Source organism: Phocaeicola vulgatus ATCC 8482, from assembly GCF_000012825.1.
In the GTDB taxonomy this organism is placed as follows: domain Bacteria; phylum Bacteroidota; class Bacteroidia; order Bacteroidales; family Bacteroidaceae; genus Phocaeicola; species Phocaeicola vulgatus.
This window is the reverse complement of sequence record NC_009614.1, coordinates 4119186-4133036: the sequence shown is the minus strand read 5'-3', so window position 1 is coordinate 4133036 and position 13851 is coordinate 4119186. Positions and strand designations below refer to the sequence as shown.

The following is a 13851-nucleotide window of genomic DNA, read 5'->3' as shown; positions in this document are numbered from 1 at the left end:
TTATTTATATTAGCATAACAAAATGTATGCCAAGCTTTGACAGGCTAAATGGATTAAACAAAAATAAGGGTTATAGCGAACTATTCACAAAGTAAATGAGAAGTGGGAGTGATAATCACTATATACTATAAAATAAGGTATAGGGATACTTTTTACTTATATAAGTAAAAACATTTAATAGACTTAACTTTTTTATGGGTTTTGTTTCGTATGTCGTATAAAAGTAGTACTTTAGCGTGGTTTTTGGTAAACCAAAAAGATGTATAATTAATATTTGTTTAAATGCTAGAACAAGACAGAATTATAAAGATTAACATCGAAGAGGAAATGAAGTCGTCGTACATTGATTACTCAATGTCAGTAATTGTTGCGCGCGCCCTCCCGGATGTTCGCGATGGCTTTAAACCGGTTCATAGACGTATCTTATATGGTATGATTGAACTGGGAAATACCTCCGATAAAGCTTATAAGAAATCAGCAAGAATTGTAGGTGAAGTTTTGGGTAAATATCACCCGCATGGTGACTCTTCCGTGTATGGAGCTTTGGTCAGAATGGCTCAGGATTGGGCTATGAGATATCCGTTGGTAGATGGTCAGGGTAACTTCGGCTCTGTTGATGGTGACAGCCCTGCTGCCATGCGTTATACGGAAGCAAGATTAAAGAAAATAGGTGAAGAGATGATGCAGGATCTTTATAAGGAAACTGTTGATTTTCAGAATAATTTTGATGACACGTTGCAGGAACCGACTGTCATGCCAACACGGATTCCTAACTTGTTGGTAAATGGAGCATCCGGTATTGCTGTAGGTATGGCAACCAATATGCCTACCCATAATCTTTCTGAAGTAATCGATGCATGTATTGCTTACATTGACAATAATGATATTGATATTGAAGGGCTTATGCAATATGTAAAAGCACCGGATTTCCCTACAGGTGGATATATATATGGTATAAGCGGGGTACGCGATGCTTACGAAACCGGACGTGGTAGAGTAGTGATGCGTGCTAAGGCTGAGATAGAAACTCATACTACACATGACAAGATCATAGTTAATGAAATTCCTTATAATGTAAATAAGAAGGAATTGATTGAAAATATCGCATCTTTAGTCAATGACAAGAAGATTGATGGTATTTCGTATGTAAATGATGAATCCGACCGTGAAGGTATGCGTATTGTTATTGATGTTAAACGTGATGCAAATGCTAGTGTGGTGCTGAACAAATTGTTCAAAATGACAGCTCTGCAAACTTCATTTGGAGTAAATAATATCGCTCTGGTCCATGGTCGCCCCAAAATGTTGAATCTGAAAGATTTAATCAGATATTTTGTAGAACATCGTCATGATGTGGTAATTCGTCGTACTCAGTATGATTTACGGAAGGCACAGGAGCGTGCTCATATTCTTGAAGGATTGATTATAGCTTCTGATAATATTGATGAAGTGATCCGTATTATTCGTGCTGCAAAAACCCCTAATGATGCCATAGCAGGGTTAATAGAGCGTTTTAATCTGAGTGAAATTCAGGCACGTGCTATTGTAGAAATGCGTTTGCGCCAATTAACAGGTTTGATGCAAGATCAGCTTCACGCAGAATATGAAGAGGTGATGAAACAGATTGCTTATTATGAAGAAATTCTTTCAAATGATGAACTTTGTAAAAAAGTAATCAAAGATGAGTTAGTAGAGGTAAAAGAGAAGTATGGGGACGCGCGTCGGTCTGAAATAGTTTATTCTTCAGAAGAATTTAATCCGGAAGATTTTTATGCTGATGATCAGATGGTTATCACGATATCTCATATGGGATATATCAAACGTACTCCTTTATCAGAATTCCGTGCCCAAAATAGGGGTGGAGTTGGATCAAAAGGAAGTGAAACCCGTGATGAAGACTTTGTAGAGCATATTTATCCGGCTACAATGCACAATACTATGATGTTCTTCACTCAGAAAGGTAAGTGCTATTGGTTGAAAGTTTACGAAATTCCCGAAGGAACTAAAAATGCTAAAGGACGCGCTATTCAGAATTTGCTGAATATTGATTCCGATGACGTGGTTACAGCATATCTACGTGTGAAAAACCTTAATGATACCGAGTTCATTAACAGCCATTATGTGCTGTTCTGTACAAAGAATGGCGTCATTAAAAAGACTTTGTTGGAACAATACTCACGGCCTCGCCAGAATGGTGTTAATGCGATAACTATTCGTGAGGATGATAAAGTGATTGAAGTTCGTATGACTAACGGTGATAATGAAATCATTATTGCTAACCGTAACGGGCGTGCAATTCGCTTTCACGAAAGTGCGGTTCGTGTTATGGGACGTACGGCTACAGGGGTGCGTGGTATGACTTTGGATGAAGATGGTGGCGATGAAGTTATCGGTATGATTTGTATAAAAGATCCTGAAGCTGAATCAATTATGGTAGTTTCTGAACAAGGATACGGTAAACGTTCTGATATCGAAGATTATCGTAAGACCAATCGTGGCGGTAAGGGTGTAAAAACGTTGAATATTACAGATAAAACGGGTAAATTGGTAGCTATCAAGTCTGTTACAGATGAGAATGACTTGATGATTATTAATAAATCTGGTATTACAATTCGTTTAAAAGTCGCTGAAGTCCGCATCATGGGACGTGCAACACAAGGTGTGCGATTGATAAATTTGGAGAAACGTAATGACCAAATAGGCTCTGTATGTAAGGTGACATCTGAAGAAGAGGTTACAGATGAAAATTCAAATACAGATCTTGAAAATATAACTGAAGGAGAGAGTGGTGGTACTACTAATTCTGATACTAATTCAGATTTAACTGCCGAAGCAAATAGTGAAGAATAAAATAAATTGTATTATTAAATCCACAAAATCATGAGAAAAGTATTATTTACAGTGGCTTTATTGTTAACAGCTTGCTTTGTGTCTGCACAAGTAAGTGTTGTTAAGGAGGCTAAATCCTTGAAAAGCAAACCTGAAGAAGCTGCAAAAGCTATCGAACCGGCTTTAACTAATCCTGAAACCGCTAATGATCCGGAAACATGGAAATTAGCTGGAGATTTTCAGAAAGCAATTTATGATGAAGAAAACATGAAACTTTATTTACCCGGAGGTCAGGCAGATACAACTAAGCTTTATAACAGCTTAGCTAAGATGTATGACTTCTACTTGAAATGCGATGAAATAGAGCAGGCTAAAGTCCAAAGTGGTGAGTTAAAGAAACCCAAATTCAGAAAGAAGAATGCAGATGCTTTGAAGACTTTGCGTTTAAACCTAGTTAATGGTGGTGGTGATGCTTACAATAAAGGAGATTATGCTGATGCTCTAAAATATTTTGGATTATTTGTTGATGTAGTAAACGAGCCTATGTTTGCTGATGATGATGAGTTGAAGGCTGACACTTTGAATGCATTATATGCTTGTTATGCAACTTTAGCTGCTAATATGCTGAAAGACAATCAAGCTGTCATCAAATATGGCAATATAGGTAAGAATCATAAAGAAGAAGGTTATAGAGCATTAATGTGCTTGGCTGAAACATATGGTCAGAAAGAAGGTGGTGATTCTGCAAAATGGCTTGAAGTAATCAAAGAAGGTACTGAATCGTTTCCTAAGCAAGAATACTTTGTTGGTAATATTATGGATTATTATATTCAAAAAGGTATGGTTGATGAGGGTTTGGCTCAAATTAATAAATTGCTTGCTACGAGTGAAACTCCGTACTATCTTTATGTAAAAGGTATCTTATTGTATGAGAAAAAGCAGTATGATGATGCAGTTGCTATATTTAATAAAATTATTTCAAACAACGGAGATTTAGTTGCTGAAGCATATTCAAAGATTGGTGATTGTTATTTTTTCCCAGCCCAGATTATTGTTGAGGAAAATGCAAAGTTAGCTATTGATGATCCCAAATACAATGAAAACGAAAATAAGATTAAAGAGTTGTATGAGAAAGCTAAACCATATTATGAGAAGGCAAAAGAATTAAAGCCTGATAATAAAGCTTTGTGGGGAAATTATTTGCTAAATATTTATTGGAAGTTAAATAGAGCTGAATATGATTCTTTGGAAAAAGAATTAGGATATTAATACGATCTTTCTATTTATTTATGCACAAAGCTCGGACTTTTCCAGTCTGGGCTTTGTTATTATCTAAAGTTTATGTATCTTTAGATATTAGTTTTTTGCGTTATGGCAAAATTTATTTTCGTCTTTATTAATCAACCAATCCCTTTTTCAAGTCTATTTACGCGAGCCATTTTTGATATATAATCAGTATTATGTTTAATTAAATACTAAGTGGGGACATTCATTAAATATTACAAAATCAGCCAACTAATTCATACACAAAGTATTGCGAATTAGTTGGCTTTTTTGTATCTTTAGGTATTCCCCCGAAAATAAGATTTGACGGCCAAAACGGGGGAAATATCCAAACTAATAAGATATGGCAAAGATAGTGAATATTTCAGAAATTCACCCTACTTTGGGTTTTACAGAATTTGATATTCTGGAAAAATACCGCAAGAGTTTTAATGAGAGTGAGCTTGGCAAGCTTCATTCGGTCTTTCCGTTTGAATGTATGGCAAAAGCCGCCGGCCTGTCGGACCGGCGCCTGGGACGCAGGAACAGATTCAGTCCTTCCGCAAAGATCGCCCTTATGGTCCTGAAGGCATACACCGGATTCTCCGACAGGCAACTGGTGGAACATCTGAACGGGAACATACACTACCAGATTTTCTGTGGAATTATGATTCCCCCGTCCCTTCCCATAACCAACTTCAAGATAGTCAGTGCCATCCGTAATGAGATAGCATCCCGCCTTGACATTGATTCTTTCCAGGAGCTCCTGGCTTCACACTGGAAACCTTATCTTGATAACCTTCACGTCTGCATGACCGATGCCACATGCTATGAAAGCCACATGCGTTTTCCTACGGACATGAAACTCCTTTGGGAAAGCCTCGAATGGCTCTACAGGCATATATGCCGGCATTGCAGGGAGTTGGGCATAAGGCGTCCGCGCAACAAATACAGGAATGTGGCGGAATCCTATCTGTCCTACTGCAAGAAAAGAAAGAGGAGAGCTTCAAGGACAAGAATGCTTAAGCGCCGTATGATCAAGCTTCTTGAAAAGCTCCTCAGTCAAAGGGATGGGATCCATAGCGAGTACGGTGCTTTACTCCGATATACCCAGGATTATCATAAGCGTCTTTCCATCATCAGAAAGGTGCTTGTACAAGAAAAGGAAATGTTTGAAGGGCGGAAAGTCAGTGACCGCATCGTCAGCATTGACCGTCATTATGTACGTCCCATCGTCAGAGGCAAGGAAACCAAGTCCGTCGAGTTCGGTGCAAAGGTCAATAATATACAGATAGACGGCATATCGTTCATCGAACACCTCTCGTTCAAGGCATTCAATGAGGGTATACGCTTGAAGGACTGTATCCGTATGCAGCAGAAGCTTATGAATGTAAGGGTAAGATGTGTGGCTGCCGATTCCATATATGCCAATAATGCCAACAGAAAGTTCTGTACAAAATATGGGATATCCACATCCTTTGTGCGCAAGGGAAGGGCGGCCAAAGATGAGCCTTTGAGGAAGGTGCTTAGAAGCGAACTCTCAAAAGAAAGGGCAACACGGCTTGAAGGAAGCTTCGGCACTCAAAAGCAACATTACTCGCTCTCAAGGATAAAGGCCAGAAACAGGAAGACGGAAATACTGTGGATTTTCTTTGGAATACATACGGCAAATGCCATACTGATGATAGAAAAAATCAGAAACAAAACAGCTAAAGCAGCATGATATGATTTTACTCACAGAATCAGAAGAGGTCATCAGACTTCTTCCGGAACGTCATGTCCTGTCGGATAGAAGTATGTGAGAAAGCACGGAAAAATGACAATAAGAATGGCATATGAAATGGTCATGCCCTATCATCTTCATATGCCATCTTATTTTTTAGAGACATTTACTGAATATCCCTAAGTGAACATTAATATGTTGAAGGGTAACACATTGTGATTTGCTTGTGCTACCCTTCTTGATTCTTTATTTTATTACTAATATAGGTGTATTAGCATGAAATATCATTTTTCTTGCTATGCTAGGATTAAACAATCTAGCAAATATGTTTCGTTTATAATTTGTGATGCAAATCACGTCTATATTTTCTTCTTTTACATAGTTGTCCAAATTGTTCAGTATGTTATCTTCTTTCACTACATTATAATATAGTTCCAATTTAGAGTATTGTTTTTGAAAGTAATCTTTAATACCTGCTAGTTTTATTTCATTCCATGCATCGTTATCTGTACTTAAATGAATGAAGGAAACAGCAAAATGAAACGATTTAAAAGCATTTATCAAGGAGTCAAAAGCTATTAGATCCCTTTGGTCAAAATTGGTCACAAAAGCTACTTTTTTTATATCATTGAATGTTTTTAGTGGTGTATGTTCTGGAATAGCATATACAAAGGATTTGCTTCTTTCTATAACTTCAGCTGTAACGCTACCAATCAAGTCTATATCTTTTTGGCTTCTCCCTCTTGTTCCCATTATAATTATCTGAGGATTATATTCTTTAGCATATCGTAAGATTTCTTCTTCGGGAATACCATCACGCAAAATGCAAGTATATTTTATATTAGGAAACTCTCCCGACTCAACTTTCTTTTTGATTGTATCAGAAAGTTTATTCAACTCGTTGTGCACTGTTTCTATCATACTTTTTACAGATTCTTCTCTTTCGATCTGAAAATTGAAATTATCAGTTCCATAAGGAATTGTAGGCACATAAATAGGACTGAAATAAGCATGTAGAAGCACAACTTCTGAATTAATAGCATTAGCAAAAGAAAAACCAAATTGGCAGGCTTTAAGAGAATAGTTTGAAAAGTCTATCGGGATAAGTACTTTTCTTTTTTCTTTATTTCTTTCTGAGCTGCTCTCCTTACCTTTGATTATATCTTCTGAAAGCCATGCAGAACTTTCTATAATCTGCAAAGCATGAGGCAGGTCGCTTTCTTTAATTCTTAGCCTTACTCCAGAAGATATGACAGGTTGAATAAGATTCACATTGTGAATGTACGCTTCAATTCCTTCATTCTCAAGTACATTCTTTAAAATCTGTGCTTTAGCATAAGTGAGGATTGCTAAGGTTATCAATTTATCTTCCATAATTCTATATTTTAAGTGATTTTCAGGTTAAACAAAAAATCCCAATTGAATGTTGCATTCAACCGGGATTTTATATTACGCTTCTTGCGTTACTTTTTCTTCAGTTTCTCTCAATATTTGAAGGGCTTTTTCAAGAACTGTTGTATCATCTAGCATTACTAGTCCCCCATCTGGTCCCGGTTCCAAATGAATTCCAACACTTTTACCATTCTTGAAATTGTGTCCACCAAAAAAGTTACGTACAGTTTCTACGGTCATATTGAGTTCATCTGCGATTCTGTGCATACTCCCACTAGGTAATGAATCTTTGATTCTGCGCAGTTCATTAAATGTTATTGTTCTCATGATGTATTAAATTTAGTTATAAAAGTGAGTACTTAAATCATGGTATAAACTTAATCAAAAAAATGCATAAAACAAATCTTTTTGTGCTATTTTTGACTGTATGTAAATTTATAATGGTTAATTTGCTGATTATAGATTGAGTGTATGAGTCACAATCATACCTGCTATAATAATGAAGAAATAAGTAGAAATGAGAATTATGTAGAATAAATTAATATCACTAATCAAATAACCGCTGGCAGTGTATTGATTAGAAATGCAACGTGGTTTATAAAAGATTTTTTTTTGAATAAATTTATAAAGGAGATAAATCAAATATCCTATGAAACAACCTTCTATAGTACCAAAAAGAATATCTCCCGGATAATGCACTCCTAAGTAGATTCTAGAATAGGAATTGAGTACGGCCCAAAAAAGAAGCATAAAAGTAAGAGATTTCCTTTTAATTAGTAAAGATAAAAAGACAGAAATAGCAAATGTGTTGGCAGCATGACTGGATATGAAGCCAAATCGTCCTCCTCTATATCCGTTTACAATATCAACCATATACATAATATTGGGGTCTTGTGTTGGGCGGAAACGTGCGAAAAACGGTTTGCATAAACCAGAAGCTATTTGATCTGCTAAAGTTATGACTAAGGCAATCATAACGATAGTCAATAATGCTTCTTGAATTTTATTATTTTTAATTATGATATATAACAGCATAGCAGCTACAGGTACCCATACAATTGTACTGGTAGCTACCCACATGAATCCGTCCCAAAATAAGGATTGGCTTCCGTTCAAATTCAGTAGTAATTCTTTATCTGCTGCTATGTACTGTTGTATATCCATTGATTATGTTTTAAATGATTTCAATAACATTGGTAGGTACCCATCCCACATTACCGTCTTCCAGTTTAATTTCTTTCCACTCCTTCATCGTATTATCTTTAATTATTACTTTCCTACCTTCATGAAGAATAAATAAGTCTGTTCCACTTTGGTTAGGAGTACTTTTGACTGTAACGCTAGGAGCCATTATAATAGCGTTATCATGATTAATTAATTCAGATTTTTGTTCTGAGGCAAATATATTTGCTAAAATAGTCACTAGAAAGAAAAAGATTGCTGAAATAAATCCTACTTTCTTCAAGACTACTCGTTTTCCGAAAATAAATAAAGACAGTGCCAATATCATCAGAATAAACATGATGATGCCTGTATGTGCCCATGCCTTTTCACTCATTGTATTAATAAGTGATTGAGTCCAGGTAACGAAAAACATTTTACTAGAAGGGATTACCTTGTCTACAGTTTTGCTTCTAGCCAGTTCTAGGTTGAAACGAATATCACTATTTCCTGGGTTTAGCAACAAGGCACGTTCGTAATTGAGGACAGCTTTGGCAATGTTATTCATTTTATAATAGCTGTTACCTAAATTATAATAAATATCGGAAGATTCCCCCTCGTTTTTTAATATATTCTCATACATCTCTACAGAAGCTGCAAAGTCGTTTCTTATATATGCACTATCGGCTTCTGTCTTTGTTGGGAAAGTTTGCACAGCAGCACTTTGTGGCATTTCTGTTTGGGCGGTAACCTGTGCAGAGTCTGATTCATTCTGTGCGTAGACTGTGACAAAACTTATCAGGAATATCAAAATGAAATATATTTTTGTCATTGTTATAATCTCCTTTGATTTAGTGTTTTATACTATTCTCCATTTTGCTGATGACCTCAACAGCCGAAGAATATACTTTATCCATAGCTTCATTCTGATTACCCGGAGCATAGCGGGCGAACTCGCATTCATTCAATGTTCCGATGAAATCTTTAATCAGTTCGGGGGCAACACCATATTTGGTCAATTCGTCCTCGATATTATCTTTAGACAATTGAGAAACCGGGATATTCAACTTATCACTGATGTATCCCCAAAGTGCTTTCAACACCTCATCATAGAATGCTTCTTGTTTGTTTTCAGCTAATAATCTGCCTGCATTTTTCATGCGTTTGGCAGCCACTTTATTCGCTTTTTTAGTACGTACTTTTGCTACATTTGCATTTTCAATAGCTTTTTTACGATAGACAATTACGAAAACAACGAAGAGAACCAATGGAATGATATACCATAGATAATATGTTGTTGAGCCAAAGAAGAAATCTCCCTTACGAGTTAAACTAGTTTCCCCCATTTTGATGTAGCGGATGTCTTGTCCCAATACTTTCAAATCTTCCTTGTTGGTAAAGTCTGCAATAACTTGATCTGCATTTCCTGCACCTTTTTCCACTTTTAGGTTGTAAGCTTCTGTTTTTATTGTTTTATAGCTATTGCTTTTTAAGTCAAAATAGGAAAATTCGACAGGCGGAATAGTGAAATTGCCGGCATGTCTTGGAATTGCTAGATATTCTATCACCTTATTGCCTGACAAACCTTCGCGAGTTAATGTAAATTTATTGTCAATCTTGGGGTCGTATACTTCAAAATCCTTTGGAAAAGCTACTTCCGGAGTATTGACCAATTTCAAATTACCTGTACCAGAAATGACTAACTTAATGGTTACAGCATCATTTGTTTTCAGTTCTTTTGTACTTATAGACGAACTGATAGTAAACTCTCCTACTCCTCCGGAGAAATTAGCCGGTTTGCCATCGGGCAATGCTTTCACATTGATGGTCAGCTTAGGAGTGACAATGTTTTTCTTTACTTCCACATAGTTACTTCCACCATTAAAGAAAGCATCAAAAGGATCGTCTGAGGCAACTTGTTGAGCTATAACCCCTTCAAAGGTAATAGCCGGAATTTCTATTTTTCCCGATTGCTGGGGGAAAAGTACATACTGACTCCACACAGTAGTGTTATAGTTTCTTCCGTTATAATGTTCCAAAGAGAATGTCTTTTGTTGGGGAAGTTCCACTTCTTGTACATAAATGTTGGTTAGTTTAGGCATGTCACCACGCAGCTGGCGCAAGTTTACCAAAGTATAGACCTTGTATGTCAACAAGATGGCTTCCTGTTCATAAACAGTAGTCTTACTTGCTGTTGCGGTAATAAACAAATCTTGATTGGTTATTTTGCTTCCGGCAACCTGACTGCGTGAAGAAGTTCTTCCACCGCTATTATTTCCACCTCCAACACCATTTGTTTGATCAGGCGGTAATACTTTGATTTGTACGGAATTTGAAGTTTTGTTTTGTCCGTCTGCCACAATAGTAGCACCAGGAATGGTGTAAGTTCCTTCTTTATCAGCCATCAAAATATAAGTAAAAGTAATGGAGCTGGTAGAAGTAACATTACCATTTATAATCTGTGTACTACTCTGCTGTGAACGGCTTGGTCCCATTAAGACATCGAACCCCTTGATATTAGGTGCACGAAAATCCCTGACTTTATGAGTGTTAACCGTATAAGTCAGCCGGAACTGATCCCCGCTTACTACTACATCAGGCGCAGAAGCGGTAAACGTCACATTTCCGTCTGCCCATGCTCCGAGCACCGATGTTATTAATATGAATAAGAGAATTACTTTCCTCATTGCTATCTAATTATTTTTTTATTTGCCAAAATTAAGAAATTACCAGTCTTTATCCAACTTCTTTCCTTGAATTTGCAGTTGTTTTTTAACTTTGTCTTGCACATTCTTTTCATCTTGCATCACAGCATTCAATAATTGTTGGGCATTTTCCTTGGACATTTCATCCTTATTTTGCTGCTGTTGCTGCTGATTTTGATTTTGTTGGTCTTTCTTATCCTGTTCTTGCTGGTTTTTGTTCTGATCCTTTTTGTCGTCTTTCTGATCTTGTTTTTGATCTTGATTCTTATCCTGATTCTGGTCTTGATTTTGCTGTTGGTCTTTCAACAGCTTTTGCGCCAAAGCCAAGTTATAACGAGTTTCATCATCTTTCGGGTTATTCCGTAAAGATTCCTTATAAGCCTCTATACACTGTGGATACTGCTTGGACGACTGAAGGATAACTCCCATGTTATGATAAATCTGTGCCAGTTTATCCTTGTCCTTCTCTACCTTAGAAGCAGATTCAAACTGTTCCATCGCTTCCTTTGCTTTTTGCTGCATCAAGAGCGAGTTTCCCAAATTGAACATGGCATCTGTTGATTTCGGGTTAATTTCCAATGCCTTACGATAATCTACCTCCGCTTTGATAAACAAGCTGTCATTATACAGCTTGTTTCCGCTGCGCAGATAATCTCTTTCTGTTTTTTGGGCGAAGGCACTGCTTGCCACAAGTAAGAATAACAGAGTGATATAGGTTTTTTGTAACATAAGCATTCCTTATTTAAATAGTCTGACATTTTTGAAAAGCGGATTTTTCCGTTCCAAAATAAGCATTTCTACCACCAGCAGGATAAGCACCAGCCATGCCAAAGCCTGGAACTGTTCATCAAATTCAGTATAAACCTGACTTTCTACATCAGCTTTTGACAGTTTGGCGATTTCATTGTTCAATACCTTCTCGGCAGAGTTGGTATTATCCACACGAATATACATTCCATTGCCAGCCTTGGCTATTTCCTGGCACATCTGCTCATTCAAGCGGGTGACGATAACATTTCCATCCTTATCGCGACGGAAATTGTTGCTACCGTCCTCAGCTGGAATTGGAGAACCATCCGGTGAACCTACTCCTAATACAAATACCTGCATACCTTTTTCGGCTGCTTCTTGGGCTGCTTCTACTGCCCCACCTTCATGATTTTCACCATCGGTAATGACAATAATTGCACGTCCCACTCCTTCTTGCGGAGTAAAACTCTTCATTGCCAGGCGGATGGCCGCACCGATATCCGTACCTTGTGTGGTTATCAATGACGGATTAATGGTTTCCAAGAACATTTTGGCGGAAACATAATCGCTTGTGATGGGCAATTGCGTGAAAGCATCACCTGCAAAAACAATCAATCCCACTTTATCATTATTGAACGTATCTACCAGTCTGGAAATCAATTTCTTTGATTTGTCCAAACGACTGGGAGTCACATCTTCTGCCAGCATGGAGTTTGAAATGTCCAAGGCAATGACAGCTTCCACTCCACTTCGTTTCACCGTTTCCATCTTTGAGCCGAACTGTGGGCGGGCCAACATCAGTATAACCAATGTCAACGCAGCAAAAGTCAGCCAAAACTTGATGTCAGGACGATACTTGGAAATAGTCGGCATGAGCCCTTTCAGCAATGCCGGATCACCATATTTGCGAATATTTTGGCGGCGGTGATAATTGGAATACAAATACAGCGCCACCAAAAACGGCAATAGGATGAGTAAATATAAAAAGTTCGGGTCTGCAAATCGAAACATGACTTTCTTTTTTTAAGGTATTTTCTTTAATACTGAGTTACGCAACAAGAGTTCAAGCAAAATGCAGAAGAAAGCAATCCAGGCGAATACCTGATATTCTTCTTCGCGTTTGCTGAATTCCTTCACGTTCAACTTCGTTTTCTCCAGTTTGTCTATCTCCTGATAGACTTCCTTCAACTTGGAATTGCTGGTGGCACGGAAATAATTTCCGTTCGTTGTACCTGCAATCTCGGTCAAAGTCTTTTCGTCTATCTCGACGGGGACATTCACATATTGCGTCCCTGCGTAGGTCTGCATCGGATAAGGAGCAGTTCCGTTTGTACCGACACCGATGGTGTAGATCCTGATTCCGAACTGTTTGGCTATCTCGGCAGCCGTCAGCGGAGAAATATCTCCACGGTTATTGCTACCATCCGTCAGCAGAATAATCACTTTCGATTTCGCCTTGCTGTCCTTCAGACGGGTCACCGCATTAGCAATGCCCATACCGATGGCAGTACCATCTTCAATCAGTCCGCGCTGGGCGATATCGCCTTTGATGCTGTTGAACAGATTCAGCAACACCCCATGGTCTACCGTCAGCGGACATTGGGTAAAACTCTCACCGGCAAAGATGGTCAGACCGATATTATCATTGGGGCGGCCGTTGATAAACTCGGAAGCTACTTGTTTGGCAGCTTCCAGTCGGTTGGGTTTCAAGTCTTCGGCCAGCATACTGGTAGAAACGTCCACTGCCAGCATGATGTCGATTCCTTCTATTTCGGTATTCTGCCAGTTGTCTGTGGTCTGAGGGCGTGCCAAGATCAGGATTACCATGATGATAGCCACCGTACGGAGTACGAACGGAGTATGCAGCAAGTAAATCTTCCAGCTTTTGGGTGCCTTCATATACATGCGTGTGGTAGAAACCTGAAGCGTAGGCTCGGTTTTCTTCCGCTTCATGACGTACCATACTATATAAGGTATGAGCAGAACCAGCAGAAATAGATATTCAATATTTGCAAAAATCATTGTTCC

General features: G+C 38.0%; 11 protein-coding genes. 3 read left to right on the top strand and 8 right to left on the bottom strand.

What is annotated here, in order from left to right:
• The first annotated feature begins 282 nt into the window (after nucleotides 1–282).
• The 3 genes from gyrA (at nucleotide 283) to BVU_RS16575 (ending at nucleotide 5815) form a co-directional block, all read left to right on the top strand.
• Nucleotides 283–2850 carry a DNA gyrase subunit A gene (gyrA, locus tag BVU_RS16585; protein ID WP_005844612.1) on the top strand — a complete coding sequence of 856 codons (2568 nt, stop codon included), beginning with the start codon at nucleotides 283–285 and terminating at the stop codon, nucleotides 2848–2850.
• 30 nt (nucleotides 2851–2880) lie between these two features.
• Nucleotides 2881–4098 (top strand): hypothetical protein, encoded by a 1218-nt coding sequence (locus BVU_RS16580; protein WP_005844610.1) that lies wholly within the window; start codon nucleotides 2881–2883, stop codon nucleotides 4096–4098.
• A 358-nt stretch (nucleotides 4099–4456) separates the two neighbouring features.
• Nucleotides 4457–5815 (top strand): transposase, encoded by a 1359-nt coding sequence (locus BVU_RS16575; RefSeq protein ID WP_008667781.1) that lies wholly within the window; start codon nucleotides 4457–4459, stop codon nucleotides 5813–5815.
• Between the two features lie 246 nt (nucleotides 5816–6061).
• Here BVU_RS16575 and BVU_RS16570 read toward each other — a convergent pair whose 3' ends face one another.
• From BVU_RS16570 to BVU_RS16535, 8 genes are all read right to left on the bottom strand, one after another.
• Nucleotides 6062–7189 carry a universal stress protein gene (locus BVU_RS16570; protein WP_012055627.1) on the bottom strand — a complete coding sequence of 376 codons (1128 nt, stop codon included), beginning with the start codon at nucleotides 7187–7189 and terminating at the stop codon, nucleotides 6062–6064.
• A 75-nt stretch (nucleotides 7190–7264) separates the two neighbouring features.
• Nucleotides 7265–7534 (bottom strand): hypothetical protein, encoded by a 270-nt coding sequence (locus tag BVU_RS16565; RefSeq protein WP_005852491.1) that lies wholly within the window; start codon nucleotides 7532–7534, stop codon nucleotides 7265–7267.
• Nucleotides 7535–7663: 129 nt separating this feature from the next.
• Nucleotides 7664–8371 carry a phosphatase PAP2 family protein gene (locus BVU_RS16560; protein ID WP_005841329.1) on the bottom strand — a complete coding sequence of 236 codons (708 nt, stop codon included), beginning with the start codon at nucleotides 8369–8371 and terminating at the stop codon, nucleotides 7664–7666.
• Between the two features lie 10 nt (nucleotides 8372–8381).
• The gene (locus BVU_RS16555; protein ID WP_005841327.1) at nucleotides 8382–9200 is read right to left on the bottom strand and encodes a tetratricopeptide repeat protein; all 819 of its coding nucleotides are present in this window, start codon (nucleotides 9198–9200) and stop codon (nucleotides 8382–8384) included.
• Nucleotides 9201–9219: 19 nt separating this feature from the next.
• Complete coding sequence (locus tag BVU_RS16550; RefSeq protein WP_005852490.1) at nucleotides 9220–11055, bottom strand: BatD family protein; 1836 nt, start codon at nucleotides 11053–11055, stop codon at nucleotides 9220–9222.
• Nucleotides 11056–11094: 39 nt separating this feature from the next.
• Nucleotides 11095–11802, bottom strand: a complete 708-nt coding sequence (locus tag BVU_RS16545; protein ID WP_005841323.1) for a tetratricopeptide repeat protein — start codon at nucleotides 11800–11802, stop codon at nucleotides 11095–11097.
• A 9-nt stretch (nucleotides 11803–11811) separates the two neighbouring features.
• Nucleotides 11812–12834 (bottom strand): VWA domain-containing protein, encoded by a 1023-nt coding sequence (locus BVU_RS16540; protein ID WP_005841321.1) that lies wholly within the window; start codon nucleotides 12832–12834, stop codon nucleotides 11812–11814.
• 12 nt (nucleotides 12835–12846) lie between these two features.
• Nucleotides 12847–13845: a vWA domain-containing protein gene (locus BVU_RS16535; RefSeq protein WP_012055626.1), complete on the bottom strand. Its 999-nt coding sequence runs from the start codon at nucleotides 13843–13845 to the stop codon at nucleotides 12847–12849.
• Nucleotides 13846–13851: the final 6 nt, after the last annotated feature.

Bases quoted from the DNA above. Each gene is read 5' to 3' on its own strand.
- BVU_RS16535 (WP_012055626.1), bottom strand. From the start codon at position 13,845: ATGATTTTTGCAAATATTGAATATCTATTTCTGCTGGTTCTGCTCATA.
- BVU_RS16575 (WP_008667781.1), top strand. From the start codon at position 4,457: ATGGCAAAGATAGTGAATATTTCAGAAATTCACCCTACTTTGGGTTTT.
- gyrA (WP_005844612.1), top strand. From the start codon at position 283: ATGCTAGAACAAGACAGAATTATAAAGATTAACATCGAAGAGGAAATG.
- BVU_RS16580 (WP_005844610.1), top strand. From the start codon at position 2,881: ATGAGAAAAGTATTATTTACAGTGGCTTTATTGTTAACAGCTTGCTTT.
- BVU_RS16570 (WP_012055627.1), bottom strand. From the start codon at position 7,189: ATGGAAGATAAATTGATAACCTTAGCAATCCTCACTTATGCTAAAGCA.
- BVU_RS16555 (WP_005841327.1), bottom strand. From the start codon at position 9,200: ATGACAAAAATATATTTCATTTTGATATTCCTGATAAGTTTTGTCACA.
- BVU_RS16540 (WP_005841321.1), bottom strand. From the start codon at position 12,834: ATGTTTCGATTTGCAGACCCGAACTTTTTATATTTACTCATCCTATTG.
- BVU_RS16545 (WP_005841323.1), bottom strand. From the start codon at position 11,802: ATGTTACAAAAAACCTATATCACTCTGTTATTCTTACTTGTGGCAAGC.
- BVU_RS16565 (WP_005852491.1), bottom strand. From the start codon at position 7,534: ATGAGAACAATAACATTTAATGAACTGCGCAGAATCAAAGATTCATTA.
- BVU_RS16550 (WP_005852490.1), bottom strand. From the start codon at position 11,055: ATGAGGAAAGTAATTCTCTTATTCATATTAATAACATCGGTGCTCGGA.
- BVU_RS16560 (WP_005841329.1), bottom strand. From the start codon at position 8,371: ATGGATATACAACAGTACATAGCAGCAGATAAAGAATTACTACTGAAT.